Here is a 26903-nt window from a genome sequence, read left to right as displayed (position 1 = left end):
TTCACCCCCTAAAAACTTCAACGCCCTGTGATGCCTCAACTAAAAAGTATTTAGCCTTCCACCTGAATGCCCTAGAGTATTCGAGCAAAAGCCTATCGCCAATCTCTTTCCCTTTCTCTCTATCTACAACTGCTATAGCGGCACCTCCAAAGCCCGCTCCCGTCAGCCTTGCCCCATATGCCCCAAATTCAACAGCTTTCCTTACGATGTAGTCAAGCTCCCCGCAGCTTACCCCATAGTTCCTCGCTATGTCTAAATGGGCCTCAGTTAGAATCTTCCCAAAAGTTTCTACGTCTCCTGATTTTAGAGCATCCCGAGCATTCAATACGCGCTTATTTTCCCTTATTATGTAACCAAAGCGCCTTTTGTATATCCCAGGGAGACCTTTAAGGTCTTTTTCTTCTACATGCTTTGAGGACTTCTTGCTGATTCTTCTGAGAACCTCCACTACCATTTTCCGCCTATCTGCATAAGCAGAGCCGGTTAACATCCTCCTAACACCAGTGTGAAAAACCAAAATCTGGATATCCTTTGGAATCGGAACATACTCATATTCAAGCGTTTCAGTGTCTAAGAACATTGCATGATCTTCTTTTCCCAAAGCAATTATGAACTGATCCATTATACCACAAGGAACTCCAATAAATTCGTTTTCAGCTCTCTGAGCCAAAAGTGCCATGTCCTTAGGAGAGAGCCCCAGCTTATAAATTTCGTTCAAAAGAGATATTACAGCGAGTTCAAAGCTTGCAGAAGAGCTTAAACCGGAGCCAATGGGCAAATTTCCACCAATCCTCCCTTTAATACCTTTTGGGGTCAGCCCCTCCCTAATAAGCACCCAATAAATGGCCTTGACGTAATCTATCCACGAGTCTTCTTTTTTGATTTGGTCAAGCTTGAAGGACTTAGTTTCTTCAAAGTGCTTCGAATAAAGTTCAACATGCTCAAAAGCGTCGCCTTCAATCTGTGTATAAAGGTTCACAGCCATTGGCATCACATAACCAAAGCTGTAATCAGTATGCTCACCAATGAGGTTGACTCTTCCTGGAGAAACTGTAGTGTACATCTCAATCCCTTAATGTTATAAGGTGAACTTTACTTATATTCTTTGCTAAAATGCTAAGAAAAATGTTTTAAGCCCTTACCTTCTTTACAGTTTTTAGGTGAAAAAGATGCTGAGTCTGAAGCTTATCCGTGAAAACCCCGATATCGTAAGGGCTGACCTTCTTAAGAGAGGCGAAATTGAAAAGCTCAAATGGATAGATGAGATTCTTGAGCTTGATGCAAAGTGGAGGGAAAATTTGAAGCAAATTAATGTCCTTAGAAGGGAGCGCAATAAGATAGCAGTTGAAATAGGGAAGAGGAAAAAAGCTGGAGAAGACGCAAGCGAGCTTTTTAAAAAGAGCAAGGAAATAGTTAAGAAGATTGAAGCAATTGAGAAAGAAAACCAGCTCATTGAAGAGAAAATCAATTACTACCTCTGGCGCTTGCCTAACATTACCCACGAAAGCGTACCAATTGGCAAGGATGACACTGAGAATGTCCCAATAAGGTTTTGGGGTAAGGCAAAGGTTTACAGAGGAGATTTGGAGCGCTTCCTTGAACAGAGCCAAGGTAAGATGGAATACGAGGTTATAGAGTGGAAGCCAAAGCTCCACGCTGATTTATTGCCCATAATAGGCGGTGCCGACCTCGAAAGGGCAGCAAAAGTCAGCGGTTCAAGATTCTTCTACTTAATGAATGAGCTAGTTATACTCGACTTAGCTTTGATAAGATTCGCTCTCGACAAGCTCATTGAGAAGGGTTTCACACCAGTAAATCCACCCTATATGGTGAGGAGCTTCATTGAAAAGGGTGCAACGATATTCGATGACTTTGAGGATGTCATTTACAAGATTGAAGGCGAAGACTTATACCTAATCCCAACAGCCGAACACCCCCTAGCTGGACTTCATGCGAACGAAATACTTGATGGAAGCGATTTACCACTCCTTTACGCAGGTGTCAGCCCCTGCTTTAGGAAGGAAGCGGGAACGGCTGGAAAAGATACTAAGGGAATCTTTAGAGTGCACCAGTTCCACAAGGTAGAGCAGTTTGTCTATGCAAGACCAGAGGAAAGCTGGGAGTGGCATGAAAAGCTTCTCCAAAACGCAGAGGAGATATTCCAAGCTCTCGAAATCCCCTACAGAGTGGTGAACATTTGTACGGGAGATTTGGGCTATGTCGCAGCTAAAAAGTACGACATAGAGGCGTGGATGAGCGCCCAAGGGAAGTTTAGGGAGGTAGTGAGCTGTTCAAACTGTACGGAGTGGCAAGCTAGGCGTTTGAATATAAGGTATAGAGACAAGACGCATGAGAAGCCGAAGTTCGTGCACACGCTTAACTCAACAGCAATAGCCACTTCAAGAGCAATGGTAGCAATCCTTGAGAACTTCCAAGAGGAGGATGGAACCGTTAAGATACCAAAGGCCCTCTGGGAGTACACAGGCTTTAAGGAAATTTTACCTGTTGAAAAGAGAGAAAAGTGCTGTCAAAAGTGAGCTTTTCTTTTTTCACTTTATCTTTGGGAGCAATTTAAGCATAAAAAGGGTTAAAATCTTTTTAAGTGGGTTCTCTTTCGAAAAAATCAGCATCATTTGGAAAATACAATACTGATAGCATTCGACTTATATTAAGTGTTTTAGAAACGTTTTAGTGGCCGGCGGCGTCCCCGGCTTCCCGCCCCCTCTCGGAAGGCAGTACAACCGGGATCGCTGGCGGGCTTAACTTCCGGGGTCGAAACGAGTCCGGGTGTGGCCCCGCCGCTGTGACCGCCGTGCCGATACATACTCTCAGTGAAGTATTTATAAGCTTTTCGGTTGAGGCAATGATTAAGTTCTCTGCCCAGAGGAGTGAATATCAAAGTACCCTAGCTTTTTTCTGTACTCGTCAACTACATCTTTAAAGTACTCTAACACAAAGACATAATCTACATGGGAACCCTCAGGATGATCAATTCCAGGACAGTCTGTGTCTCTAACATAAACATCTATGACATTCCCATGCTTAACGAGCAGGAAGGGGTATAGCTTGCAAGCTAAAGGCCTGTGAGCGTAGATTTTACATCTCCCGTCATCCATGAGGAAGGGGCATCCACCATCGAAGGGCCGCTTTTTAAGGGCATAGCCGACAAATTTGTCTCTCTTATAGAACATTTTGCTGTAATCCACGAACTCCCAGGCATTGTAGCCGAGATCTTCGATTTTTATAATATCCTCATCCCTTAGTGGGATATCAAGCTCAAAACAGCACTTCGCACAGTTTTCGAGACACTTAAATTTAAAATGGGGGTCAAAATCGACCCTCAAAGTGTCCAAATGAATCGTTGCGACGAGCTTCTTCGCGTCTCTTATGCCCATCGCATCACCCCTTCACGGTGTAAGAGCTTGCTATTAAAGTTTCTGTCATTTCTACTTCTCTAATCTTTCTCAAAACTTTATCATGAAAGTCATCCAATTCCTTAATATTTCCAACTTCGACTCTCACAATTATATCGTATTCCCCATAGACCTTGTAGATCTCTTTAACTTGGTGATGCCCTTCCAAAGCTTGATAAACTCTCTCCTCATTTCCAGGTTTTACTATAATCAAAACAAAGGCCTCCATCATATTCCAAACCCTCCAAAGTTCATTCCACCAAGCTTCTTAGCCAATCTGGAGAGCTTTCTCTTATTCATACCCTTAAAGAACTTCTTCATTTGATTGTATTGTTGTAAAAGTTCCCTAACATCTCTAACGGAGGTTCCTGACCCCCTTGCAATTCTCTTTATCCTTGAGTAGTTGATAATATCAGGCTTTTCCAGCTCTTCTTCAGTCATCGAATCCATTATGACCTTAAACTTCTTAAGCCTTTGCTCCCCAACTTGGACGAATTCATCAGGAAGCGAATATCCCATACCGGGAATCATTTGGAGTATCTGCTTTAGAGGCCCCATCTTTTGCATTGCCTCCAATTGGGCATACATATCCTTGAGGTTGAATTTCCCTTTGAGGAACTTTTCCATATCTTCTTCCTTAAACTCATGCTCTTTGCTAAGCTCCTCAAACTTCTCCAGAAGGCCTTGTATATCTCCAAGCCCCAAAAGCCTCGAGACAAAGCGCTTTGGATCAAAGGGCTCTAAGTCTTCTACTCTCTCACCAACACCTATGAATTTTATTGGAGCTCCTGTGGCTACAACAGCTGACAAGGCACCTCCACCTTTAGCGCTACCGTCGAGCTTTGTAACAATTATAGAGCCTATCGGTGTGGCCTCTTTAAATGCCAGAGCTTGATTATAAGCCTGCTGTCCGATAGTCCCATCTATGACAAGTATCACTTCGTGGGGGTTTATAGCCTCACTTATCTGCCTCATCTCCTCGATTAGCCCTTTCTCCTCCTTGTGCCTTCCAGCCGAGTCCACTATAATGATATCAACGTTCTTCTCTTTGAAGTAGCTCACTCCCTCTCTCGCAAGCTTTATGGCATCTTTCTCCTCTGGATCCCCAAACACCTCAATGTTAAAAGGCTCGACAAGCTGCTTTAGTTGGTAATAGGCTCCAGGGCGCCAGGTGTCAGTACAGACGAGCCCCACATTATAACCCCTCTTTTGGAAATAGCGGGCGAGCTTGGCAATGCTTGTGGTTTTACCTGAACCCTGAATACCAACAGTTAAGAGGACTGTGGGCTTTTCTTTAATTTCTATGGACTTGGCCTCCTTTCCGAGGAAGTTGGTAAGTTCCTCATAGACTATTTTTATGATGTGCTCCTTCCTTGAGATTCCAGGAGGGAGTTTCTCCTCTAAGGCTCGCTTTTGAATCCTTTTTGTCAAATCAAGGACTAAGCGAACATTAACATCACTCATGATTAAGGCTCTTTGAATATCTCTCACTACCTCTTTTATTACGGCCTCATCGACAACGTTAGATCGCGCAAGTTTTTTTAGGGCGCTATTCAAAGCCTTTCCTAAATTCTCTAATGCCACTTTCACCACCTATTAAAAGACTGAGGCAGAGGTTTATAACCCTTAGGTAGAGTGTTTTAGGGGCGACTTTACATTTGACAAAAAGATTTCAGTGTTCAAATGCACACATCATAAAAAATTAGACGGAAATAGTTCCTTCCCTATGTAACGTTATGTACATCAATTTTCAAAAAGCAGCATTAGACCGTTTTTAAACGAATTCTGTCCTAAAATTAGCATTTACAATCATAGTAGAGCTCACAAAGCTTTTAAATCCCACATTAGCTTAGGATATAACGAAAAAGATTAATTAAAGAGCGGAGGTGGGAGAAATGGAATGGCTAGTCATGCTTCATGGTTATATGCATGTCATGGAGTTTGAGAGGAGGAGAAAGAAACCAGTTGTTGAAGAAATGGAGCTTGTTGAAGAGCTCAAAAACAACGCATAATCGCTTCTTTTCTTTAGAATTTTCAAAATAAAGATAAAAAGAGACATCAAAGCTTTAACGCATGCAAAACTTTCAAAGTGTTCTTTAAGCTTTCTAATCCAAGCTCTAAGTAAGTATCTCCCTCGCCTTTGTAGCCATCTGCATAAGCACTCCATGCCCTGTTTAACCTTCTCTCAGCACTGCTGAATGCAGTCATAATCTCACCATAGGCTCTCATTCCCTCAATCCTTAGTGGTTGTGCCTTTTCTGGGAACTTCTCGAGCTCTTCGAGGATTTTGTCCAACCTGGCTCTAAGAGTCTTGATGTCCAATGAATCCCTTGCCTCAACCAAAGACTCGAGGTCATTTAATGCCGTCTTGAGTATTCTCTCAAGTTCCTCTTTTCCTCCGGTTCCGCTTTGCTTTGCCTTGTGGAGCTCTTCCTTCTCACCCTGTCTTCTTAGGAAGATTCCAACCCCCATGACGGCGAGGGAGCCAATGACTCCGCCCCACATTGGAGGTATTCTCGCTGCGCTTATAGCTCCTCCAATCAAACCTATTGTAAGTAAACCGTTTCCAATGAGCTTCTTCATTTTCATCACCTCATGGGTGTAGCACTCCAGCTACGGTGAGCACTGCGAAGAGCAGCGTCATTGCAGCTTCTCCAACCATCAGTCCAGCGGCGAATGGCAATACCTTCTCTGTTATGAACTCGTGTCCCTTCCTCTTCTTTGTTATCTCATTGACAACACATCCGATACCGTATGGGATGATGTAGAGTATTGGTAGGTACATTGAGAGACCAACTAAAACTCCTAATCCTGGAACACCGCTTAGTGAAAGTGCAAATCCAATGAGTCCTCCAGCGAGGAACTTGTCAACTGGAACGCTTCCTCCCAAGATAGCGTCAACCATTGACTTCAATGCCATTGCTTGCGGAGCTGGAACCATATCGTTTCCAATTCCGTATGCCTTCCAAATGAGCCCAACGACTGTGATTGCTATGAGTGGGCCAATCCAGGATGTTAGTATCTCCACCTTTTGCTGCCTTGATGGAATTCCACCCACTAAGTGACCTGTCTTGAGGTCTTGCATCATATCAGCTGCACCTGAGATAGCGACACCAACTGTAGCACCCAGCAATATTGTCAATGGGATGTTCTTGCTCGTTAGGTAGAGGAGGATCATGACGGACACCAATGAGAGTCCAGAGACAGGGCTCCAATCGGTCATTCCTGTGGACATTGCTACTAAGAGTGAGGCTATGAATATCCAGATGACACCGACTAAAGCGGTGAGCAAGCTCCTTCCGACGCCAAGGTTGCCAAGCTTGTATGTTGTTATGAAGAGCAACAAGAATGCTAAACCAGCACCGATGTAGAGGTATTTGACTGGCAACTCTTCATTACTGTTGCTGTCAGCACCTTTGCTCGCTTGTGCTAGGCTTTTTATGGCCACTGCAATAACTGGGAGTGAGAGCAACAACCCAGCAATTGAACCTCCTAAGAGCATTCCAATACCCAAGGGCCTTGTCATGTTACCGTAGACGAATGAGCTTATTGCAGCGCCTTGCACATCGCTTGGGATCCACCCTAGGGCCTTAACGACTGGAGTGATGATGTAGTATGAGAGCACTCCACCAGCTAAGACTATTAAACCGTTCCTTCCTGTAATGAGACCCATACCAAATACCATTAATGAGAGGGCAATTGTTAAGTTAATCCATGATGGGAGGTGTAGCATGCTGCCCAAATCAACTACTTCTGGAATTATGTGTGGAAGTCCAAAAACTGGGAACTGCTGTATCAAGTAAACCACTGCACTCAATATCATACCCGCAAAGAGTATCCTTGCCTTTTCAATACCGCTTCCGGGTGTTTTAAGCACTGTAGCAACAGCTGTTCCTGTTGGGAACTTTAGTCTGTCAATTTCAATCATCTGCTTCCTAAGTGGAATCATGAAGGTTATTCCTAATAGAGCACCAGCTGCAGTTGCCAAAACGAAGTAGAGTGTGTTTATCTCCTCGTGGAGGCCCATTATATAGAGTGCTGGAATTGTGAATATAACACCTGAAACTGAGATGTTCACTGCTGATGCTATTGTTTGGACAATGTTGTTCTCAACAACTGTTCCTTTCTTTAGCACTCCTCTCAAAATTCCCCAGCCAACGATGGCGGCAATTGCTGAACCTCCTGATGTGAATCCCATTATCATTCCAGCATAGGTAAAGCTCGCTGCCATAAAGGCTCCCCAAAGAACTCCCAATATCACAGCGGCAGGTGTTATTTCACGGTACTTTTCCTCTATTCCACCCCTGCTGACGCTTGGAGCAACTTCTTGATATTTTTCCATCAAAACACCTCCTTTTTCGCGATACACTATTCTTTACGTATGTCAACACCTTGTTCTCAAACGCGACTTCTTGTAGCTCCTCTGCACATATAAAGTTTTTTGGAGCGAAAAAATTCAAAAAAGAACCTTAATATACGTTAGAATTCCAAAAATTTCCCCCATGATGCCTTTTGATTTCTAGTGAGTTGAAAGATACTTCATATTATGTGTTTAATTCGTCCACGCTCTTTAGTGAACAAAAGTGCACATTTGGCATTCAAAAAGTAAAAAATGTTTCTGAACTTTTGGGTTATGTACATCTCATGGTCAATCAGGGACTCTAGGACAACAAATGGAGTAGTATAAAAATAGCCAAAACTATGGTGATACTCAAAACACCGAAACATATTTATACATTTTCTTGTCAATCATATCTTTAAGGAGGGATGAAAAATGAGCCAAATTGAGGCTGTAAAAGAGAAATTGAGAGTTGTAAGAGTACTTAAATTATTGAAAAAGACTTATACTTACGAAGAATTATCAAAAATGACAGGACTCCCAATTACTGTGCTAAACAGATATGTTAGAGGTAAAGTTCTTCCAAGCACTAAGAGGGCTAAAGAACTTCTTCAAGTGCTCGCTCCATATGTAAATGTCGAAGAAGAAGTTAAGAAGAGGATTAAGTTTGATGAACACGGATTGTTCGACAACATGTCTATTCTCAGCGATACCGCATTGATGACTCTCATAGCTGAGAATATTGCATCGAGATATCTAAGCAAAGATATCGACAAGGTGCTAACAGCAGCTACCGATGGTATTCCCCTAGCTGTCCACATAGCGAACGAGCTTAACATCGACATTATTTACGCCAAAAAGAAAAAAGAGGTGGGCATAGAAAAGTTCTACGAAGTAAACTATATCCCAAGTGCCTCCGGAAGTGTATCCACCCTTTATCTGCCGCATTGGGCCTTAAAAAGAGGAGAAAAAGTGCTAATAGTTGATGACGTAATAAGGAGCGGCGAAACACAGAAGGCGCTTATCGAATTATGCAAGCAAGCGGGAGCAAAACCTGTAGGAATGTTCTTCCTCATCAGCGTTGGTGATAACATTGAAAAGCTGAAGGAGGAATACAACATAGATGTCGATGTGCTCATACAATTGTAATTGCTATAAGGGGAGTCCTCAATGAAGTGCCCAATTTGCGGGAAGGAAACAAAAGACCTCACCCAGCATTTAAAAGAGCATGTAACCTTCGAGAGGGTACTTAGTGCGGATGAGCTTAGAGAATTAGAAAAAATCGATAGATTTATGATTTATAACGTCAACGGAATGAGCATAATGGTGAAAGCACTTCTAAACCACCATTTTACATTTTTTTGTTCAGAAGAAGAGTGCAAAAAAGAGATTCATTTATCTGGAGTCATTAAGGTGGTAAGCTTTAGGGAGTATATAGTTACAAAGGCTCTAGCTTTTGGAGCTCTTTCAGAATTTGAAGCATTTCTCGAAGAATCCAAGGAAGATAAACCACTAATATTTGAAGGTTATTTGAATGGAAAAAGAGTAAAACTACCTGCTGAGAGCATGAAAGACTTTTCAACGAGATTTCTCTCCGTAAACGGCTCCTACTATGTAATCCATTAAGGCTCGAGTGTAAACTCTTCTTTAACAATCTGCATTGCCACGTGTGTGGTAGTCTTCTCAACGCCATCTATCGCCAAAACACTCTTTACAAAGCGGTTCATGTCCTCTCTATTCCTAAACTTCGCCACGATAATTATATCGTAATCCCCCGTGACGTCATAAACACACATTACATGAGAATCCTTTGCGATTTGCTTTTCAATTTCCACTATCTTTTTTCCCTGTGCCTGTATGCCTATTATCGCTGTTAGTCCATAGCCTATTTTTTCATAATCTACTTTTGGATAGAAGGCTTTAAGAACACCATTTTCTTCCATACGCTTTATTCTATTGTGCACCGTACCAACAGCAATATTCAGCTCCTTAGCAATTTCTCTGTAAGATAACCGAGCGTCTTTTTGAAGTAGCCTTAAAATTTTCCTATCCAACTCATCTATCATCTCCTTCCCCTCATCGCTACTCAACCGTAAACTTTAAATATCCTTCTCTTTTCACACAATCATGGCCACGAGTTGTGGACCGGTAGCCTAGCCAGGATAGGGCATCGGCCTCCTAAGCCGAGGGTCCGGGGTTCGAATCCCCGCCGGTCCGCCAAAATTTTCTTCCAGCCTTTTCTAACCTAAAGTAATAGTCGCTTTTCCCAACCTTTTGATATACATAGAAGTCATAGAAGCTTAAAATACATAACAATACCAAGAAATGTGAGCTTGCAAGGGTAAGAGGAGAAGTAAAGTCCTCAACGCAGGAACTCCGTGATATTGAGTTGACCATCTTTTTTGGAGCTTTTTTGGAGCTTGGGTTTTAACTTCTCTTCAAGCTTTTTTAGGGTTTTCCATGTTCTCCTAGCTATCGGGGGAAAATCGCCATACTTGAGGTAATATTCTTCCAAGAACTTCCTTGTTCTTGGATCGCTTGGATATCCACTGCCAATCTCCCCATACTCTTCTTTCAGTTTTTCAATTGCCCTATCACGAGTTACTTTAGCTAAAATAGATGCAGCGGAAACCGGCAGGTACTTATCATCCGCTTTGTGCTCCGAGACTATCTTTGGAGAAAAGTCCAGCTTCTTTTTAATCACTTCACCAAACCGCTCTTCCTTGACGTCAGCTGCATCTATATATAGCACCTCTGGTTTAATCTTTAGCGAATTTAGAGCTTTTATGAAGTTCTCAACTTCAAACTCGTTTAAAGTGCCATTCCTATTATCAATCTCCTCCGGCCATAGTTCAATAACTACATAATCATCCAAAATTTCAATTATTTTATTAAAGAGCTCTTCCCTTCGTTTGGGGCTTATTTTCTTGGAGTCTCTCACATTGAGTTCCCTAAGTCTGTCTAAATTCTTTTCATCCACCACTACCGTAGCAATAACCAATGGCCCTATAACTGGTCCTCTCCCAGCTTCATCAATTCCTCCCAACTTCATAGCAATCCCAAAGCATATAAGCCGAGAGGGAATTAAAAGCTTTGGTGGTTAAAATGAAGGTTCACTATGAGTGCCTATCATGTATGATTACCCAAGCTCAAAAAGCTAGTGAGTTGGCAACAAAGGATATCAAAAAGAGAAGAGAAGCTATGCTAAACGTTGCCCAGCTAGTTGGCAAATATTATAGAGAGGAGTCTATTCCTGCTATAGATGCCAGCCTCTTATTTTTGGAGATATATAAGTTGTTAAACAATGATGATCCATTCAAAAATTATAAAGAAGTGTCAAACTCACTCGCAAAGCGCGTGGTTGAGGATCTAAAAATGACTCTCCATATTGATCTGAAAACCGCCTTAAAACTAGCCATCGCAGGGAACTTAATAGACTTCGCTGTTGGATATGACCCGCAAAAAATTGAAGGGGATATAATCTCACTCCTCAATGAAAATCTCTATATCGACCATAGTGATGAGCTTTTCAGTGCCCTTAACAATGCCAGTGTTTTGTTATATCTAACAGATAACTGCGGGGAGATATACTTCGATAAGCTATTTTTGGAAAAGATAAAGAAAGAATATCCTCAGTTGGAGATATATATTGCTGCAAAAGATGGAGCAATAATAAACGATGCAACAATAGAAGACCTCAAAGAAGCGGGACTTCAAGAAGTCGGCAAACTAATCTCAACGGGCTCTAGGATTGTGGGAGCCCCATTGGAGTACGCTAATGAAGAGTTTAAGAGGATATTCGAGAGAGCGGATGTTGTTATAGCAAAAGGTCAAGGGAACTTTGAAGTCCTGAGCGAGCTTAAGGATGATAGGATATTCTTCCTGCTGAAAGCTAAATGCGCACCTGTCGCTAGGGAACTCAATGTTCCGCAAGGTTCTATGCTCTGCACAAGACTCTGATGTTTTTCACAATTTTTGTTATGCTTTTTAATCGACAATTGACGATATTATCTTTAACGAAAGACGATTAGAAAGCCTTTTATATTTTGAAGTAGTATATTATAATGGTGATGTCTATGACAACGATAGTTAAGAAAGATGTTAAGAAGTTTATGAGAGGATTACGGAGATATTACGACGATGTCTGGAGACTTCCAAAAAGTCAATACTTAAAGGAGCCTGATTTCGTCGTTATAGATCCAAAAACAGGCAAAAAAGTTAAGGTCAGTTTTGTATCACTTGACGATGGAGAAGTTGTTAGTGTAGTATATGATGATATAAGCTAATTTCGTTTTTACGCGAAGTTTTTTACTTTGACATTCTATTTTAATTTTGCATCATTCCTTGGAATTTCTATCGAACGCATCATTAACTTCCAACTATGTCTCAGGTAGACAATAGTTAAATAGTTCTGAGAGCTAGTTACAAAGGGATGCCTATGGAAATCATTCCAGACCATGTTATTAATGAATCATTTAAAGTGGCGAGTATAATCAGAGACCCGTATTTTAGATCTATAGCGTATGCTAAAATGGCATATGAGCTTTATGGAGTTCAAAATAAGAGATACAAAGAGGCATTTACAAAAGCAGTTGAAGCGACGAAGGAGATAGACAATCCTCAGGCGTTAATTAGGAGTTTGATTGAAATAGCTAAATACCTCGCAAAATGCCGTATTCCGGCTTATAAAAAAGTTTTCTACCAAGCTTTTGAGATGACAAAGCAATTTTCTTCATCACTCAAAGATGAGCTTACCGAAGAGATTATTCAAACGCTTATAGAGCTGAAAGAATATGACGAGGCCCTCTACTATGCTATAGAGCTTGAGGACAAAATCAAAAGAAACGACAATTTTCTAAAGCTCTTAAACTATTACTTGAAAGTAGGGAAAATGAGAAAAGCGCATTTTATCATAAACCACCTTGACGATGAGCCTTGGAGATCAATAGCTGCTATTGAAACTTTAAAGGTACACTTAAAAAGAGAAGAATACGGAAGTGCTATAAAAGTTCTGAGCACCATAAAAAATCCCTACTGGCTGTCAGAAGGCATGAGAGAAACTGCAATCTATCTAAAAAAGCAGGGAGCTCCTAGAGCAACGTTAGAGAAGTTTATATACATAGCTAAGAATATGTCAGAAAATTATGGGGAAGAGGTTCTTAAAAACCTTCTAATTGGATTTGGCATTGTAGGGGAAGTTGAGTTTGCCTTAAACATTCTGTACTCTCTCCCCCTAAAAAAGCGAGCTTCAGTGCTCATAGAGCTTACAGCCAGAGTCATACACGAACCAAAGATCCTTAAAGAAATCATGAAAAACATCGACGACGAACTCTTCGCTAAAGTAGGTAAATTTGTGATGGATAGGCTTTTGGAGAATCCTGCAGAGGAATACCTCGGAGTAGTTGAGATTGTAGGGAGCAAGAGCATGGATGAAGCCCTTTTGACAAAAGTTGTGACATTCTACTCAAAGCTGGGGAAGTATCAAAAGTCCATCCATTTAGCACAGCGCATAAGCGACAACTATCTGCGCTCTCTCGCATTTGGAAGCATAGCCGTGAATCTTCTAAAAGAAGGCAATGTGGACAGGGCGTTAGAAATAGCCCTCGAGGTAAAGCATCCAAAGTGGAGCTCTTGGCTGATGGAAGAACTGCTGATAAAGATACTCGAAATGGCTAAGGAGCAGGAAATAGAAAACGACCTCGAGAAAAAGGCAAAAGAAGAAAAAACACTGTGGGAAAGCTAAGCTTTCTTTTCCAAATATTTTTCTAAGCTCTTGGCTGGAATGTCAAGGTTTAGCCCAAGTTTTTCGAGGAATATCCTCAAAGCATAAACTTTAGCATGCTCCACAAATTCCTCCGGAGCATAGTTCTCCCCTTTAAAGTGGAGATACTTCTCCACAGCTATTCCGAGTTCATCCCCCTTTGTTTTCTTGCTGATGCCCTTGAAGTAGCTGCTGATCCCTTTCACATCAATCCCTGCATAAGCAGCAATCTTTAATGTAGCCGTCTCATTTATGCTCGCCAATATTCTTGCTATGTCTGCCATTGGAGTTTTATCATCAATCATCAAGCGCTTAACCACTATCCACTTTCCGTATTTGGCCGTGAAGTTTATATGCTCACTTTGGTACGGGAACACCACCCTCAACTCGCTTATTGGCTCCTCAGGATAGTCTATCTTAAATTTGGCCCTAACGAGGGTTTCTCTAACCAAAAATGCCTTTGCGACATCAACTACAAGCTTTTTAGCTTTTTTATCGGTTTCAAAAACCAGTTTGCCGAGTTTTCTTGATGCACTTGGCGATTTAAGAGCTTTAAAAACTTCCTTAGGGTCATCTTTTTCTGCAATTTCCTCAGCAAGCGAAATAATTCCCGGGACGTTCATAATATTCCCCAAATATTCACCTATTTTCCCATTAACTGTGTTGGAGACCCTCGCAAGAAAGTGTGCGACGTGCTTGTCATCCATCACTAAGAGCTTTTCTCCAACTTCCCATTTTCCATGCTTTGCCGTGAACATTACGTGGTCTTCAATCCTCATTTCCTCACCTCTACCCTATTTTACTCCTTAAGCTATTTAGCTTTTGCGAGGTTTTAAACCCTTAGTTTGGGTTTAACTTTTAAAGGATTAAGCTACACTTAGAGTGGTGGTGCTATGAAGATTAAGCTTGAACATGGCGCTGGCGGAGAGATGATGGAAGAGTTAATTAGGGATGTCATACTAAAAAGCCTCACTTTAAAATCTGTTGGAGGAATTGGGTTAGATGCCCTTGATGATGGAGCATCAATCCCCTTTGGAGACAAGCATCTCGTTTTCACAATAGATGGCCACACCGTAAAGCCAATATTTTTCCCTGGTGGGAACATAGGGAGGCTGGCAATTAGCGGAACTGTCAATGATTTGGCAGTAATGGGCGCTAAACCTTTGGCATTAGCAAATTCAATGATAATCCAAGAAGGATTTGATGGAGAGAGCTTTGAGGCTATCCTTAAGGCTATGGACGAAACAGCCAACGAAGTGCCTGTTTCAATTGTAACCGGTGACACCAAAGTAGTAGAAGACAACATAGGCATCTTTGTAATAACCGCTGGTATAGGCATAGCTGAGAGACCAATAAGCGATAGCGGTGCTCAAGTGGGTGACGTCGTTCTTGTAAGCGGCACCGTTGGAGACCACGGCATAGCCATAATGAGCCACCGCGAGGGGATAGCATTTGAGACAGAGCTGAAGAGCGATGTTGCGCCTATATGGAGTGTTGTTGAGAGTGTTGCAGATGCAATAGGGTGGGAAAACATACATGCCATGAAAGACCCAACCCGCGGTGGGCTCAGCAATGCACTAAACGAGATGGCTAAAAAAGCGGATGTGGGCATTTTAGTCAAAGAGAGCGACATTCCAATAAGGTCTGAGGTTAAAGCGGCAAGCGACATGCTCGGTATAAGTCCATACGACGTTGCTAACGAGGGTAAGGTTGTTATGATAGTAAAGCGTGAATATGCTGAAGAAGCTCTTGAGGCAATGAAGAGAACAAAGTATGGAGAGAACGCGGCAATAATTGGGGAAGTCGTTGAACAGTACAAAGGAAAGGTCATTTTGGAGACGGGCATTGGAGGAAAGCGCTTTTTAGAGCCTCCTTTGGGAGACCCTGTTCCAAGGGTCTGCTGATTCTCTTCTTTTCTATTGTTCCAGCAAAAGGTTTAATTATTTCTTTTTATAAATTTACATTAATACAGCTTTTGGGTGAAAATAATGACCCAAAGTCCAAAACTTAGAGCTTTGTTAAAGATGATTGAAGATTTAGGTGAAGATGCGAGCTGGCCGTTAATTGTCAACAGGGCTAGCGACTATGGCCTCAAGTTTATAGAGCTGAAGCCTCTAATAAAGCTCGCTGAAAAGAGGGGCTATATCATAGAAGAAGGCGGCTTTTACAGGCTCAATGTGAAAATAAAACGAAAAGGGTAGGGAATCACTCCCTCTTGTAGGGCTTTCCATCTGCCTTTGGTGCCCTCACTTTTCCTATTATACCAGAAACTACTATTAGGGTCACTATGTATGGAAGCGTTGCTATGAACTGCTCTGGGATGACTTGTTTAATGCTTGGGTTAGTGGCCACCCACGAGGATAGGTAGTCAAAGAATCCAAACATGAAGCCTCCTCCAAGGGCTCTTAGTGGATTCCAGCCGCTGAAGACCATGTTTGCCAGAGCTATGAATCCTCTACCGTTTGAAACCGTTTTTGTAACCGTACCCAGCCAATCCACACTCATATAAGCTCCGCCAATGCCGGCTAACACCGCACCGTAGACTGTGGCTAAAAATCTGTATTTCTCTACGTTGAGACCAAGAGCATCAGCTGCTTCTGGATTTTCACCCACCGCACGAATTCTTAGGCCGAGTGGTGTTCTAAAGAGCACCCAGTGGGTTACGAGGGTTATCAAAATTGTTACAATCACCATTGGACTTAGAGAAATTCCCTGTGCCAAACTTATTATGGGTTCTATTCTTACAGTGTTTGGAACCACGTGCTGTCCAGCAGTCCCCCAGTAAGCGGGAAGGCCAAAGGCAACAACACCTAAGGCGAGTAGGTTAACACCTATACCCGGAATAACGTGATCACCTTTTAAGTAAACTGTAATAAATCCGTGGAGCATGCCTAAGAGCATCCCCACAAATGCTCCCCCTAACAAGCCTATCCACGGATTTCCGCTCATCTCTGCGAACATTGCACCAAAAAATGCACTCATTAAGAGTATGCCCTCGTAACCTATGTTAACTATACCAGCTCTCTCGCTTACTGCAGCTCCTACACTCGTCAAAACTACTGGAACCATTGCAGTCAGGGCACCAAATATGAGGGCGAGTATTGTCTCCATCATTTTCTCACCACCTTTCTTAGAAGGTCAAGAATTCCGGGGATAGCAACAGCCACGATTATGACTCCTTGAACTACTTTAACCATCTCCAATGGAACATCTGCCTCAAACTGCATGGCTGTAGCTCCTGCTTTAAGCATTCCAAAGAATATTCCACTCAAAATTACGCCCAAGGGGTGATTTCTTCCAACTAAAGCTACGCCTATTCCATCGAATCCATAGCCGTAGACGTTCCCAAGTCCTTGAGTTATCGCGTAGGATGGTGGCTTGCCCATGACTTCAAGCGCACCTGCTAGTCCGCTTGTGATTCCTCCAATAATGAAGGACCACATGACAGCCTTTTTCGGGTTTATTCCTCCATACCTAGCTGCACTCTCGTTAAGTCCGCTAACCCTAAGCTCATATCCTAAAGTTGTGTGCCAGAGCAGGTAGTAAGCTAAAACAGCCACTAAAACAGCTAGTATAAAGGCTATAGAGAGCTCACTCTTTGATACAAGGAGAGGAAGCCTTGCTCCCTCTGGGACGGATATCGTTTTGTATGCACTCTTTGGGTCTTGGAGCCTGAGGAGGAGGTAAAGTCCAACGTTCCAAGCTATCCAGTTGAGCATGATGGTGGAAACGACCTCATTGACACCTCTAACCACTTTTAGAACCGCTGGGATTGCCATCCAAACAGCACCAGCTAAGATTCCACCTAGAATTCCCATTAAGACGTTTCCCCACACATTAGTGAGCACAATGGCCATTATAGCTCCGAAGTAGACTGTACCTTCCCCTCCTATGTTGAAAAGGCCTGTCCTTGCTCCTAAAGCAAATGTAAGGGCAGTGAGTATTATTGGAGTTGCTTCAGCTAGAGCCCTTGCAAAGCCATCCACGGTGAAAGCTTCTCCAAAGAGCGCTAAATAAGCTTCAACCGGATTATAGCCTGAAAATATGAGTATCAAAGCTCCTACAATTAGACCTATCAAGATAGCCGCGAGACTCTCCACAAAAGGCTTCATGAGTGATTTAGTGTTTTTCATGCTTTAACCCCTCCCATCATAAGTCCTATCTGCTCTTCGGTAACCTTTTCTGGCTTTACTATATCCACAAACTCACCCTCATAGATTATTGCCATCCTATCGCTCAGTTGCGTAACCTCATCTAAATCAGCAGAGACCAAAAGAACGGCCTTGTTCTCATTCCTGAGCTTGACGAGATAGTTCCTTATGTACTCCGTCGAAGCGACATCAACTCCCCTTGTAGGTTGCGATGCGAGTATGAATTCCGGCTCCTTGCTCACCTCTCTCGCCACTATGAGCTTCTGCTGGTTTCCTCCACTCAAACTCTTAGCTGGGGCTTCCAAACTCGGAACAGATACTTCAAACTTCTCCACCAAGGCCTTTGCGTGCTCCCTCACTTTGCTCCATTTTATTGAGCTCAATGGACCCCTAAACTTTTCTCTCCAGTGAAGCCCTAGTATAGAATTCTCAGTTACGCTCATGTCAACAACAAGACCCAATCTTATCCTATCCTCTGGTATGTGAGCCATTCCCAAGTCGTAGAGCTCCCTTGGTGACCTATTGGTTATATCCTTTCCATTGAGGAAGATTTTACCTTTTTCAACCTTCCTTAGTCCGCTTATGGCCTCTATTAGCTCTGTTTGTCCATTACCCTCAACACCAGCTATACCAAATATCTCCCCTGCTCTGACCTCAAAGCTCAGGCCTTTGATAGCATCTTCTCCCCTATCTCCCTTTACCCAGAGGTTTTCGACTCTTAGGACGGGCTCTCCAGCTTCTTTTGGAGGCTTCTCTATCCTAAGAACAACATCTCTACCAACCATCATTCTAGCAAGCTCCTTTGGAGAAGTTTCGCTTGTATTCACTGTGCCTATCAGCTCTCCTTTTCTAAGGACGGTTACTCTGTCCGTTAATTCCATAACCTCTTTGAGCTTATGGCTTATGAAAATAATCGTTTTACCTTGGGATTTAAGCTTCCTAAGAACTCCAAACAGCTCTTTAACCTCAATAGGGGTGAGCACAGCAGTCGGCTCGTCCAAAATTAAGACATCTACCTCTCTATAAAGGGTCTTCAAAATCTCAATCCTCTGTTGAACTCCCACAGGGAGGTTCTCGACAGGAACATCAAGAGGCACTTGGAAGTTGAGCTCATCCATAAGCTTTTGAAGCTTTTCTTTCGCTTTCTTAACATCTATTTTGGAAAATGGACCGTGTCCCTCCATTCCCAATATAATGTTGTGAAGTCCATCAAAAACCTCAACGAGCGTGAAATGTTGGTGAACCATTCCAATACCATTAGCCAAAGCGTCAGCAGGACTTTTAAACTTAACCTCCCTGCCGTTGATATAAATCGCACCCTCAGTAGGATGAATCATTCCAGAAAGGATTTTCATTAACGTACTCTTCCCAGCTCCATTCTCACCTAAAAGACCGTGAATCTCACCTTTTTTAACCGAAAAATCTACTCCTTTTAGAGCTCTAGTGCCGTCAGAGTATACCTTAACGATACCTTTCATATCTATTATTGGTACCTCTTCCATCGTTGCTCCCTCCTTATCTTTAGTGAAAAATTTGAAAAGAAAATAAAGGGATCAGCTGCTTTCCCATTGCTCTGCAAGGTCTTGCATTTCTTGCCAGGTCTTGGCGTTCCTAATGGCCTCAATTTGGTCTGTAGTGGTGGCCATTGGAACCTTAACCTCGCCGTTCTTGATCTTCTCCTCGAGCTCTTTAACAGCGTCCCAGATCCAGTCTGGAACCTGCTTCCTTGTCTCCTCAAGCTTGGCAAAGAGCTCATCAGCACTGTTGAAGCCCATTTCTTGGAGTTTCTGCTGTTGAGTCTCCTCTGGTAGTGAGTTAAACATCTCTTTAACATCCTCAATGCTGCTCACTCCAACACCGCCTTCTTTGAGGCCGAGTTCGACTATTCCACCTTGGAAGTTGCCGTTAACTACGCTCTCAACGGCCTTGTAAACACCAACATCAACTCTCTTGGTCATGCTTGCAATTATAACACCTGGCTTAATCCAGTCTTGTGCTGAATCAACACCAACGGCAAATGGTGGGCCGAATTCTTTTCCTTGGCTTTCGAGATATTCACCAACAGCTTCAAAGACTCCAAGACCAACAGCACCGGCTATTTGGTAGATAACCCATGCACCCTGTTGGAGTTGGGCTTGAGCAGCAGCCTTACCCTTTGCAGGGTCTGTGAATGAGCCGGTGTACGTATAGAGGAGGTCAATGTTAACGTCGTTTCCAGTCTTCTGCTTGTAGTAGTCCTCAGCCCAATCGATACCAAATCTATATCCACCCTCGAACTTATAGAGAACTGGAATTTCAATACCAAGAACAGCTCCTACTTTATCCTTTCCATCGTTTGCCGCGATTAAACCTGCCAAAGCGCCGATTAGAGCAGAACCCTCGTTTTCCTTAAAGAGTATCGCCATAACGTTTGGCTTGTCTGGAATGAATCCATCAACAATTGCGAACTTTTGGTCTGGGTATTCATCGGCAACTTGGCTAACAGCATCGGTCATCATGAAACCGACAGCTATGATGAGGTCGTACTCACCGCTCTTTGCGAGCGTCCTCAAGTTTGTCAAGTAGTCAGACTCACTGTTGCTCTGCATTTCCTTGAGCTCCAAGTTAAAGTCCTTAGCTGCTTTTGAAGCACCAAGGTATGCCATATCGTTGAAGCTCAAGTCACCCCTTCCACCAACGTCGTAGACAACGGCAATCTTACCTTGGGTCTTCTCCTCTCCTCCTCCGATACAGCCGCTTGCCACTACAGCAAATGCCATTAGGCCGATTAAAAACATTCCCACTATTGACTTCCTCATTAGCTAACACCTCAAAGGGTTTATCAAGCCTAAGATGGCGTAATCAATGTTATATACCTTACGGTTTAAAAGGGAGACCAGCGGTATTCTCTGAAATTACGATTAAATTTTTTGAAAAATTTTCACCGCTGAATTTAAAACCCCCTAGTAATATTCAAAGTTAGGGGATGGAGGATGCTTACAGAAATAGCAAACCTTGAAGAAGGTGTTGTTCTTCTAACGGGAGATGCAAAAAAGCTTGGAAGGATATATCTCAAAGCATGGCTCTCAACAGGAAAAACATTCCTAGCTGAGGCCCTTCCTTTTGAAGTTGATGAGTTTCAGGAACAAATCTTTATAGGCTCCCCTTTTGAGGGCTTTGAGTTCGACGGTTACATTATTTTAAATCCTATCTCAAGACCAAAGTACGAAAGGGCAAAGCTATACAATTGGATAAAAGAGAACAAAGATAGACTCATACTCCTATATGATCACCGCTATGTTAAGGACTCAATAACACGCTATGGGATCAAGGAATTAATTAATTATTTAGTCGCATACAAAAGAGAGACTATGGGCTTTGAGAGGATCGATATTTATAAGTTCGAAGACGGGAAAGTAACGGAAAAGAAAACCTATATGCGTCGTAAATGAAGCCAAGCAATTGGATCCACGGGGCACTCCCCTTTTCCAACCTTTGAAGCATACTTTATGGCAATGCTTATGAACTCCTTTGATACGGTAATGGCTTCATCCAAGGGCTTTCCTTTAGCCAAGTTTGCTGTTATCGCCGCGGACAGTGCACAGCCAGTCCCATGAGTGCAACCCCTCACAAAAGGGTGTGAATAGAACTTAACTCCTCCTTTATAATAGAGCACATCCACCGCTCGGGCCCCTTTGAGGTGTCCACCCTTTATCAGTACTGCCCTAGCCTTTAACTCCTTCACAATATAAACAGCAGCTTCCCTCATATCTTCAACACTTTTTATAGACAAACCGCTCAAAACCTCTGCCTCTCTAATGTTGGGTGTCACCAGGAATGCCTTTGGGATTATTTCCTTTTTGAGGAGCTCAATGTCGTCATCACTTAAGAGTTTAGCCCCACTCGTGGATTCTATAATTGGATCCACAACTAAAGGAACTTTAACGTCCTTAAGCGCCAGAGAGACAGCTTTAATTATGCCTTCATCGGCCAGCATTCCTGTTTTAATTGCTCCAACATGAAAGTCATCCAAAACAGCCCTGATCTGATTGTAAACCTCTATCGGAGGAAGAGGAAAAATAGAAAGAACTCTCAAGGTGTTTTGGGCCGTTACAGCAGTTATGGCACTTGTACCGTGCACACCAAAAGCGGCGAAGGTCTTTAAATCGGCTTGTATCCCCGCACCTCCTCCGCTGTCGCTCCCAGCTATTGTTAATGCAACCTCCACGCTACTCACCCAAAACTTCATTTATAATCGTCTTCATCTCTTGGGTGGCTTTTTTCACGTCTGGGGCACCTATTATGGCGGAGATTACCGCCACTCCATCGACGCCGAGCTTTAGCACTTCCCCAACGTTTTCATGATTTATGCCCCCAATAGCCACAATGGGAATTTTAATGCTCTCAATCATCTCCTTAAGTCCTTCGAGCCCTAAAAACCGTGCATCCTCTTTACTCTTCGTTGGAAAAACACTTCCGGCTCCTATGTAGTCCGCTCCTCCTTTTTCAGCTTCAATAGCTTCTCTAAGGTTCGAGGCAGATACGCCGACGATTAAGTTTGGAGCTATCTCCTTAACAATCTCAACGGGCATGTCCTCCTGCCCTACGTGAACGCCATCGGCATTAACTGCCAGTGCAACATCTAAGCGGTCATTAACGAAGAACAAAGCATTGTATTCCCTCGTTAGCTCCCTGATTTTCTTTCCAACCTCAATCATTTCTCTCGTTGGAGCATTCTTAATTCTAAGCTGTATTGCTGTTGCTCCACCTTCCAATGCTTCCCGTACACTGCTTACCTCGTCCTTAAACCTTCTGTCAGTTATAACATAGAGCCTAAGTCTCTTTTTAAGGTTCAACTTCTCTCACCTTTGCTCTCTCTTTTATTATCTCCCCATCAATCCTGTACAACCAGTCGTAGAGCTTAATGTGGAAGCTTCCGGGATAAGGAGATTCCTCATACGCTTTTTCAGCAGCAACTTCAAAAGCAACTAACGCACTCACAGCAGCCCTTAAAGGCTCTTCCACCGCAACAAAAGCGCCCATAATTGATGTTGCCATACATCCTGTCCCGGTAACCCTTCCCAACATTGGATGGCCGTTCTCAACGGCATAAACCCTCTTTCCATCGCTTACATAGTCAATAGGACCCGTGACTGCGACAACTGTATTGAACTCTTTAGATGCCTCCAAAGCTAAGTTCTTTGCCTCACCTGCATCATAGCCCGCGCTGTCGACTCCTCTCGTCTTCCCATGCTCCCCTAAAAGAGCTTTAATCTCTCCAAAGTTTCCTCTTAGAATTGTTGTGCCGATATCAAGCAGGTCAAGTGAGGTTTTAGTCCTAAGCCTCGTTGCTCCTGCTCCGACGGGGTCTAAAACTATTGGTTTTTTCATCTCCTTCGCTATCCTCACAGCTTTTTCCATTGAAGCAATCCAGTGCTCATCAAGCGTCCCAATATTAACGACGAGAGCGTCGGCTATTTTAAGCATGTCCTCAATCTCATCTACTGCATGTGCCATAACAGGTGAAGCACCTATCGCCAAGAGTGCATTCGCGGTGGTGTTCATCACTACAAAATTGGTAATATTTTGAACAAGGGGCTTCTTTTCCCTAAGCTTCTCCAAGCTTTGGACTATCCACTCCTCACTCATCTGGCTCACCACATCCACATTTTCGCTTAAGTTTTATAACTGTTTTGTTAAGTTTTAAAACTTAGTTATAACAACCCTTAAAAGCCCTCCCAAAGAGTTAAAATTGCCCGATGAAGAGCGGTTTCGGAACTGAGACATGATGATACCAGCTATCGCTGAGGGTTATCCTTTTATTCTCGATGCATCTACATAATTAGGGTGGTAAAATGCAGTTCTTCAGCTTGAAGACCCGCATAATTCTTGGAGAAGGGAGCTTGAGCTATATTAAGAGCGTTTCAAAGAGACATGAAAGGGTTTTAATCTTTGCAAGCAAGTCAATGAGAGTCCATGGATTTCTCAACGAGGCAATGAACTACGTTGAAGACGCAGGAGCAAACGTTGATGTCATAGAGCGTATTCCTGCAGAGCCCACCTATGAGCATGTAGAGAGCGTTCTCCCCAGGGTGAGGGAATATAAGCCCGATCTTTTAATTGCACTCGGCGGTGGAAGCGTTATAGATGTGGTAAAAGCTATCAAAGTCTTTTATGATGCTCCGGAGCTCAGGTTTGAGGATGTGGCTTTCCTTGACCGCTTTACAAAACCCCCGAAGGTTATCCCTAAGCTTAAAACGCCTCTAGTGGCAATTCCATCTACAAGCGGCGCTGGAAGTGAGGTTTCAGCCGCTTCAGTGCTTAAGAAAGGCGATGCGAAGTACAATCTTGTCTCATTTGAAATTGCACCGGAGTTCGCTATCCTTGACCCCCGCCTTCCGAGGACAATGCCCAAAGAAGTTGCGAGGAATTCCGGGCTTGATGTTCTCGTTCACGCGATTGAGGCCTACACTACCAATGTGACAACACCTTTCAGCGATGCCTTTGCTATTAAAGCGGTAAAGGCCGTTTTCAAGTGGCTCCCACTTTCTGTTAAAGGCGATGAGAAAGCAAGAGAAGAGATGCACTACGCAGCAACTATGGCGGGAATAGCTTTCTTAAACGCTCGTCTTGGCCTCTGTCACAGCTTGAGTCACAAAGCCGCTTGGATTGGTCCACATGGCTTGCTCAATGCTATATTCCTCCCATACGTGATGGAGTTCAACATGAGGAGCGACTATGCAAGGAAGCGCTATGCCGAGATTGCCAAAGAGCTTGGCTTCAATACTCCCCAGGAGCTAATTGAAGTTGTTAAAGAACTCAACGAGATGCTCGATGTCCCAACGTTAAGCAAACTTGTAAGTGAGGAGGAGTTCAATGAAAAGCTTGACGAGATGAGCAAAAAGGCCTACGGAGATCCTTTAATAAACTTCAATCCAGTTGAGCCGAGCGTGGAAGAGATTAAAGAGCTCTACAAGAAGGTGTTTTATGAATAGTCCAAATCAAGCCTCACTATACTTTATTTTTTCTCACACATCTTGAGTTAACTTTTGGTTGCTAACTGTCTGTTTTAAAAAGTGTTAAAAATCGATATTTTGAGCCTTCTATGATACTACTAAAATCAAAATTAGTAGCACAATTGGTGGTGAAATTTATGAAAAGTAGCAAGATGTTGTTGGCGCTGCTTGTAATATCTATCCTAGCATTCAGCAGTGCATGTGTCCAAAAGACTCCAATGGAAACAACATCCACTTCAATCATCCAAGAAAAGACAACAAGTACATCTCATGCTCAAACAGAAATTCAAGAAAAAATAATGGTTACAGATTTTGCAGGAAGGGAAGTGACTTTAGAGAAAGTTCCCAAACGAATAATTGTTTTAACAGGCTATTGGACCGAGATTCTTCACATACTTGGTTTAGATGATAAAATCGTTGGCATTGGAAAGTACGTTCCAAATAATCCATATATCCCCGAGGAAGTTAAGCAAAAGCCAGCAGTGGGGAGTTCATTTAAAGGTCTTAATTGGGAAAGTGTTGCAAGTTTAGAGCCAGATTTAATAATCGTTGACTGGTATGGTGGCAAATACAAGGACAAGGAGACGATTGAGAAAGCAGAAGAAATTGGCATTCCAGTTATAGCATTAACTGCCAAAAGTGTGGAGGATAACGTTAAAGTTGTAGAGCTTTTGGGGAAAGTTTTTGGGAATGAAGAGAAAGCTGAGGAGCTTTCAAATTGGATGGAGAGCAAGTTGGAAGAAGTGAACAAAATAGCCAGCCAAATTCCAGCGGATAAAAAGAAGAACGTCATTATCATAAATGCTCCCAAAGACATAAACGGCCCAATCACAGTTTATGCAAAGGGAAGTGCTTGGGCAAGCATCGTTGAGCTCGTTGGTGCTCACAACTTAGCCTACGACAAAGAGTTCGACACCCAGTGGCCGAAGCTTGATTTGGAGAAGATAATTGCATACTGGGGAGACAAAGCTGATGTTATAATCGTAACCTCCTTCAGTCAGGATACGCTTGAAAAAGCTGTGAACGACATAAAAAACGACCCAAGATGGAGAGAAATTAAAGCAGTTAAGGAAGGGCATGTTTACGGAATTTTGGCCGGTTCTAAAGGATTCTTAGACTGGGGACCAAGGATAGTCGTGGGAGTCTACCAAATGGGCGGACTAATTTATCCGGAGTATTACCCAGAGTGGAAGCCAGTTGCAAAGGAATTATTTGAGAAGTTCTATGGGCTTAGCTATGAGATAAAAGTGGAGGTAATGGACTCTGCTGGAAGAAAGGTGACCTTTGAAAAGGTTCCCGAAAGAGTCATCATTACAAGCAGTTATTGGGCTGAAGTTTTACATTGCTTAGGCTTAGATGACAAAATCGTGGGAATTGATAAGTACACGCCAAAGGACCAATTCTTACCAGATAGTGTTAAGCAAAAGCCGCAAATTGGCTCTGTTTATAAAGGCATTAATTGGGAAACTGTTGCAGGCTTAGAGCCAGATTTGATCGTAATGGGCCTGTGGTGGGGCTCATTTGAGCCAAAGGAAAAGGAATTATTTGAGAGAGCAGAAGAGCTTAACATTCCAGTTTTAGCCTTTGGAATTCCTGATTCAAACAAGACAGGAACAGAAATGCCATATGAGAACATTAGGATAATAAGAGTGCTTGGAAAGGTCTTTGATAAAGAGAGGGAAGCCGAAGAACTGGCAAGCTTCCTGGAGCACTATTATAATCAAGCTCTTGAAATAGCGAGCAAAATACCAGAGGAGGAGAAGAAAAACGTGCTTATAGTTTATGGCTCATCAATTACTGGTAAATACGCAACAGGGACAATAACTGTCTCTACAAGAGGAAGTGCTTATGCTGAAACCGCTGAGCTTGTTGGGGGACACAACTTAGCCTTTGACGTCAATGAGGGAGGACCTTACCTAAAGCTTGACTTAGAAAAGCTCATAGCATACTTTGGAGATAAAACCGACATTCTAATTGTTGTTGACTGGGAAGCAGAGAGGCTTAATGAAGCAGTTGAGAAAATCAAGAGCGATCCAAGTTGGCAGGAGATTAAAGCAGTTAAAGAAGGAAACGTCGTTGGCATATTAGTGAGCTCATATAAGAAAGATGCAACTGCTCTTTATGGACCAAGGTTCATAACGGGAATTTACGCCTTTGGTCATGCAATTTATCCAGAATACTATCCCGACTGGGAGCCAATCTACAATGAGATACTCCAGAAGTTCTACAAGATAGAGGGGTGAA

The 26903-nt window shown here is 42.8% G+C and carries 27 protein-coding genes, 1 tRNA gene and 1 rRNA gene; 12 read left to right on the top strand and 17 right to left on the bottom strand.

The window, feature by feature from the left end:
• Position 1: 1 nt before the first annotated feature.
• Entirely contained in the window at positions 2 to 1069 is a 1068-nt protein-coding gene (locus tag PAP_RS04080) for a galactokinase (protein WP_394296788.1), read from the bottom strand.
• Positions 1070 to 1169: 100 nt separating this feature from the next.
• Here PAP_RS04080 and serS point away from each other — a divergent pair, with 100 nt between their 5' ends.
• Positions 1170 to 2537: a serine--tRNA ligase gene (gene serS, locus PAP_RS04075; protein ID WP_048164819.1), complete on the top strand. Its 1368-nt coding sequence runs from the start codon at positions 1170 to 1172 to the stop codon at positions 2535 to 2537.
• A gap of 156 nt (positions 2538 to 2693) precedes the next feature.
• On the opposite strand, the gene rrf is transcribed toward serS, so the two are convergent.
• From rrf to PAP_RS04045, 6 genes are all read right to left on the bottom strand, one after another.
• A 5S ribosomal RNA gene (gene rrf, locus PAP_RS04070) occupies positions 2694 to 2815 on the bottom strand.
• A 52-nt stretch (positions 2816 to 2867) separates the two neighbouring features.
• The gene (locus PAP_RS04065; RefSeq protein ID WP_048164818.1) at positions 2868 to 3395 is read right to left on the bottom strand and encodes a YkgJ family cysteine cluster protein; all 528 of its coding nucleotides are present in this window, start codon (positions 3393 to 3395) and stop codon (positions 2868 to 2870) included.
• Between the two features lie 4 nt (positions 3396 to 3399).
• Positions 3400 to 3645: an Lrp/AsnC family transcriptional regulator gene (locus PAP_RS04060; protein ID WP_048164817.1), complete on the bottom strand. Its 246-nt coding sequence runs from the start codon at positions 3643 to 3645 to the stop codon at positions 3400 to 3402.
• Positions 3642 to 4997, bottom strand: coding sequence for a signal recognition particle protein Srp54 (locus PAP_RS04055; RefSeq protein ID WP_048164816.1), 1356 nt, complete (start codon positions 4995 to 4997; stop codon positions 3642 to 3644). Before PAP_RS04055 ends, PAP_RS04060 begins: the two co-directional genes overlap by 4 nt.
• 474 nt (positions 4998 to 5471) lie before the next feature.
• A complete protein-coding gene (locus PAP_RS04050) occupies positions 5472 to 5996 on the bottom strand; it encodes a type II toxin-antitoxin system RelE/ParE family toxin (protein WP_048164815.1) in 525 nt (174 codons plus the stop codon).
• Between the two features lie 10 nt (positions 5997 to 6006).
• The gene (locus PAP_RS04045) at positions 6007 to 7755 is read right to left on the bottom strand and encodes an OPT family oligopeptide transporter (protein ID WP_048164814.1); all 1749 of its coding nucleotides are present in this window, start codon (positions 7753 to 7755) and stop codon (positions 6007 to 6009) included.
• Positions 7756 to 8187: 432 nt separating this feature from the next.
• On the opposite strand from PAP_RS04045, the gene PAP_RS04040 reads away from it, so the two are divergent.
• Both PAP_RS04040 and PAP_RS04035 read left to right on the top strand, forming a co-directional pair.
• A complete protein-coding gene (locus PAP_RS04040) occupies positions 8188 to 8901 on the top strand; it encodes a phosphoribosyltransferase family protein (protein WP_048164813.1) in 714 nt (237 codons plus the stop codon).
• Between the two features lie 21 nt (positions 8902 to 8922).
• On the top strand, positions 8923 to 9378 hold the full coding sequence (locus PAP_RS04035; RefSeq protein WP_052649064.1) for a hypothetical protein: 456 nt from the start codon (positions 8923 to 8925) through the stop codon (positions 9376 to 9378).
• On the opposite strand, the gene PAP_RS04030 is transcribed toward PAP_RS04035, so the two are convergent.
• Positions 9375 to 9818: an Lrp/AsnC family transcriptional regulator gene (locus PAP_RS04030; RefSeq protein ID WP_048164812.1), complete on the bottom strand. Its 444-nt coding sequence runs from the start codon at positions 9816 to 9818 to the stop codon at positions 9375 to 9377. The genes PAP_RS04035 and PAP_RS04030 overlap by 4 nt on opposite strands.
• Positions 9819 to 9894: 76 nt before the next feature.
• Here PAP_RS04030 and PAP_RS04025 point away from each other — a divergent pair.
• Positions 9895 to 9972 (top strand) — tRNA-Arg (locus PAP_RS04025).
• Positions 9973 to 10114: 142 nt separating this feature from the next.
• On the opposite strand, the gene rnhB is transcribed toward PAP_RS04025, so the two are convergent.
• Positions 10115 to 10804 (bottom strand): ribonuclease HII, encoded by a 690-nt coding sequence (gene rnhB / locus PAP_RS04020; protein WP_048164811.1) that lies wholly within the window; start codon positions 10802 to 10804, stop codon positions 10115 to 10117.
• 53 nt (positions 10805 to 10857) lie between these two features.
• Between rnhB and PAP_RS04015 the strand changes: the two genes are divergently transcribed.
• From PAP_RS04015 to PAP_RS04005, 3 genes are all read left to right on the top strand, one after another.
• The gene (locus PAP_RS04015; protein WP_048164810.1) at positions 10858 to 11712 is read left to right on the top strand and encodes a damage-control phosphatase; all 855 of its coding nucleotides are present in this window, start codon (positions 10858 to 10860) and stop codon (positions 11710 to 11712) included.
• A gap of 116 nt (positions 11713 to 11828) precedes the next feature.
• Complete coding sequence (locus PAP_RS04010; protein ID WP_048164809.1) at positions 11829 to 12038, top strand: hypothetical protein; 210 nt, start codon at positions 11829 to 11831, stop codon at positions 12036 to 12038.
• A gap of 146 nt (positions 12039 to 12184) precedes the next feature.
• The gene (locus PAP_RS04005) at positions 12185 to 13495 is read left to right on the top strand and encodes a hypothetical protein (protein WP_236627009.1); all 1311 of its coding nucleotides are present in this window, start codon (positions 12185 to 12187) and stop codon (positions 13493 to 13495) included.
• Here PAP_RS04005 and PAP_RS04000 read toward each other — a convergent pair.
• Complete coding sequence (locus PAP_RS04000; protein WP_048164807.1) at positions 13492 to 14292, bottom strand: DUF2666 family protein; 801 nt, start codon at positions 14290 to 14292, stop codon at positions 13492 to 13494. The two genes, PAP_RS04005 and PAP_RS04000, sit on opposite strands and share 4 nt — an antisense overlap.
• A gap of 114 nt (positions 14293 to 14406) precedes the next feature.
• Here PAP_RS04000 and hypE point away from each other — a divergent pair, with 114 nt between their 5' ends.
• Both hypE and PAP_RS03990 read left to right on the top strand, forming a co-directional pair.
• On the top strand, positions 14407 to 15417 hold the full coding sequence (hypE, locus tag PAP_RS03995; RefSeq protein ID WP_048164806.1) for a hydrogenase expression/formation protein HypE: 1011 nt from the start codon (positions 14407 to 14409) through the stop codon (positions 15415 to 15417).
• An 84-nt stretch (positions 15418 to 15501) separates the two neighbouring features.
• The gene (locus tag PAP_RS03990) at positions 15502 to 15714 is read left to right on the top strand and encodes a hypothetical protein (RefSeq protein ID WP_048164805.1); all 213 of its coding nucleotides are present in this window, start codon (positions 15502 to 15504) and stop codon (positions 15712 to 15714) included.
• Between the two features lie 4 nt (positions 15715 to 15718).
• Here the strand turns inward: PAP_RS03990 and PAP_RS03985 are convergent, their stop codons facing one another.
• From PAP_RS03985 to PAP_RS03970, 4 genes are read right to left on the bottom strand one after another with little or no spacing between them, the layout of a single operon-like run.
• Positions 15719 to 16627: an ABC transporter permease gene (locus tag PAP_RS03985; RefSeq protein ID WP_048164804.1), complete on the bottom strand. Its 909-nt coding sequence runs from the start codon at positions 16625 to 16627 to the stop codon at positions 15719 to 15721.
• The gene (locus tag PAP_RS03980; RefSeq protein WP_048164803.1) at positions 16624 to 17646 is read right to left on the bottom strand and encodes an ABC transporter permease; all 1023 of its coding nucleotides are present in this window, start codon (positions 17644 to 17646) and stop codon (positions 16624 to 16626) included. Before PAP_RS03980 ends, PAP_RS03985 begins: the two co-directional genes overlap by 4 nt.
• A complete protein-coding gene (locus tag PAP_RS03975) occupies positions 17643 to 19166 on the bottom strand; it encodes an ABC transporter ATP-binding protein (RefSeq protein ID WP_048164802.1) in 1524 nt (507 codons plus the stop codon). The genes PAP_RS03980 and PAP_RS03975 overlap by 4 nt, the downstream gene beginning before the upstream one ends.
• A gap of 51 nt (positions 19167 to 19217) precedes the next feature.
• Positions 19218 to 20462: a BMP family lipoprotein gene (locus PAP_RS03970; RefSeq protein ID WP_052649062.1), complete on the bottom strand. Its 1245-nt coding sequence runs from the start codon at positions 20460 to 20462 to the stop codon at positions 19218 to 19220.
• A 174-nt stretch (positions 20463 to 20636) separates the two neighbouring features.
• Between PAP_RS03970 and PAP_RS03965 the strand changes: the two genes are divergently transcribed.
• The gene (locus PAP_RS03965; protein WP_048164801.1) at positions 20637 to 21095 is read left to right on the top strand and encodes a hypothetical protein; all 459 of its coding nucleotides are present in this window, start codon (positions 20637 to 20639) and stop codon (positions 21093 to 21095) included.
• Here PAP_RS03965 and thiD read toward each other — a convergent pair.
• Genes thiD through thiM form a run of 3 tightly spaced genes read right to left on the bottom strand, consistent with a single transcriptional unit; the run spans position 21077 to position 23292 of the window.
• Entirely contained in the window at positions 21077 to 21871 is a 795-nt protein-coding gene (gene thiD / locus PAP_RS03960) for a bifunctional hydroxymethylpyrimidine kinase/phosphomethylpyrimidine kinase (protein WP_052649060.1), read from the bottom strand. The two genes, PAP_RS03965 and thiD, sit on opposite strands and share 19 nt — an antisense overlap.
• Position 21872: 1 nt before the next feature.
• Complete coding sequence (thiE, locus tag PAP_RS03955; RefSeq protein ID WP_048164799.1) at positions 21873 to 22499, bottom strand: thiamine phosphate synthase; 627 nt, start codon at positions 22497 to 22499, stop codon at positions 21873 to 21875.
• Positions 22489 to 23292 (bottom strand): hydroxyethylthiazole kinase, encoded by an 804-nt coding sequence (gene thiM, locus PAP_RS03950; RefSeq protein WP_048164798.1) that lies wholly within the window; start codon positions 23290 to 23292, stop codon positions 22489 to 22491. Before thiM ends, thiE begins: the two co-directional genes overlap by 11 nt.
• A gap of 206 nt (positions 23293 to 23498) precedes the next feature.
• On the opposite strand from thiM, the gene PAP_RS03945 reads away from it, so the two are divergent.
• Positions 23499 to 24638: an iron-containing alcohol dehydrogenase gene (locus tag PAP_RS03945; protein ID WP_048164797.1), complete on the top strand. Its 1140-nt coding sequence runs from the start codon at positions 23499 to 23501 to the stop codon at positions 24636 to 24638.
• A gap of 158 nt (positions 24639 to 24796) precedes the next feature.
• Positions 24797 to 26902: an ABC transporter substrate-binding protein gene (locus PAP_RS03940; protein ID WP_048164796.1), complete on the top strand. Its 2106-nt coding sequence runs from the start codon at positions 24797 to 24799 to the stop codon at positions 26900 to 26902.
• Position 26903: the final 1 nt, after the last annotated feature.

The sequence above is a fragment of the Palaeococcus pacificus DY20341 genome (assembly GCF_000725425.1).
GTDB classification, from domain to species: domain Archaea; phylum Methanobacteriota_B; class Thermococci; order Thermococcales; family Thermococcaceae; genus Palaeococcus; species Palaeococcus pacificus.
The sequence above is the reverse complement of the archived record's forward strand: the minus strand, read 5'-3'. Positions and strand labels throughout refer to the sequence as shown.

Bases quoted from the DNA above. Each gene is read 5' to 3' on its own strand.
- thiM (WP_048164798.1), bottom strand. From the start codon at position 23,292: ATGAGTGAGGAGTGGATAGTCCAAAGCTTGGAGAAGCTTAGGGAAAAG.
- PAP_RS03980 (WP_048164803.1), bottom strand. From the start codon at position 17,646: ATGAAAAACACTAAATCACTCATGAAGCCTTTTGTGGAGAGTCTCGCG.
- PAP_RS04030 (WP_048164812.1), bottom strand. From the start codon at position 9,818: ATGATAGATGAGTTGGATAGGAAAATTTTAAGGCTACTTCAAAAAGAC.
- PAP_RS03945 (WP_048164797.1), top strand. From the start codon at position 23,499: ATGCAGTTCTTCAGCTTGAAGACCCGCATAATTCTTGGAGAAGGGAGC.
- PAP_RS04045 (WP_048164814.1), bottom strand. From the start codon at position 7,755: ATGGAAAAATATCAAGAAGTTGCTCCAAGCGTCAGCAGGGGTGGAATA.
- PAP_RS04065 (WP_048164818.1), bottom strand. From the start codon at position 3,395: ATGGGCATAAGAGACGCGAAGAAGCTCGTCGCAACGATTCATTTGGAC.
- hypE (WP_048164806.1), top strand. From the start codon at position 14,407: ATGAAGATTAAGCTTGAACATGGCGCTGGCGGAGAGATGATGGAAGAG.
- PAP_RS03940 (WP_048164796.1), top strand. From the start codon at position 24,797: ATGAAAAGTAGCAAGATGTTGTTGGCGCTGCTTGTAATATCTATCCTA.
- PAP_RS04005 (WP_236627009.1), top strand. From the start codon at position 12,185: ATGCCTATGGAAATCATTCCAGACCATGTTATTAATGAATCATTTAAA.
- PAP_RS04050 (WP_048164815.1), bottom strand. From the start codon at position 5,996: ATGAAGAAGCTCATTGGAAACGGTTTACTTACAATAGGTTTGATTGGA.
- PAP_RS04040 (WP_048164813.1), top strand. From the start codon at position 8,188: ATGAGCCAAATTGAGGCTGTAAAAGAGAAATTGAGAGTTGTAAGAGTA.
- PAP_RS03975 (WP_048164802.1), bottom strand. From the start codon at position 19,166: ATGGAAGAGGTACCAATAATAGATATGAAAGGTATCGTTAAGGTATAC.
- rnhB (WP_048164811.1), bottom strand. From the start codon at position 10,804: ATGAAGTTGGGAGGAATTGATGAAGCTGGGAGAGGACCAGTTATAGGG.
- PAP_RS03965 (WP_048164801.1), top strand. From the start codon at position 20,637: ATGCTTACAGAAATAGCAAACCTTGAAGAAGGTGTTGTTCTTCTAACG.
- PAP_RS04015 (WP_048164810.1), top strand. From the start codon at position 10,858: ATGAAGGTTCACTATGAGTGCCTATCATGTATGATTACCCAAGCTCAA.
- PAP_RS03990 (WP_048164805.1), top strand. From the start codon at position 15,502: ATGACCCAAAGTCCAAAACTTAGAGCTTTGTTAAAGATGATTGAAGAT.
- PAP_RS04035 (WP_052649064.1), top strand. From the start codon at position 8,923: ATGAAGTGCCCAATTTGCGGGAAGGAAACAAAAGACCTCACCCAGCAT.
- PAP_RS04060 (WP_048164817.1), bottom strand. From the start codon at position 3,645: ATGATGGAGGCCTTTGTTTTGATTATAGTAAAACCTGGAAATGAGGAG.
- PAP_RS03970 (WP_052649062.1), bottom strand. From the start codon at position 20,462: ATGAGGAAGTCAATAGTGGGAATGTTTTTAATCGGCCTAATGGCATTT.
- PAP_RS04010 (WP_048164809.1), top strand. From the start codon at position 11,829: ATGACAACGATAGTTAAGAAAGATGTTAAGAAGTTTATGAGAGGATTA.
- PAP_RS03985 (WP_048164804.1), bottom strand. From the start codon at position 16,627: ATGATGGAGACAATACTCGCCCTCATATTTGGTGCCCTGACTGCAATG.
- PAP_RS04000 (WP_048164807.1), bottom strand. From the start codon at position 14,292: ATGAGGATTGAAGACCACGTAATGTTCACGGCAAAGCATGGAAAATGG.
- serS (WP_048164819.1), top strand. From the start codon at position 1,170: ATGCTGAGTCTGAAGCTTATCCGTGAAAACCCCGATATCGTAAGGGCT.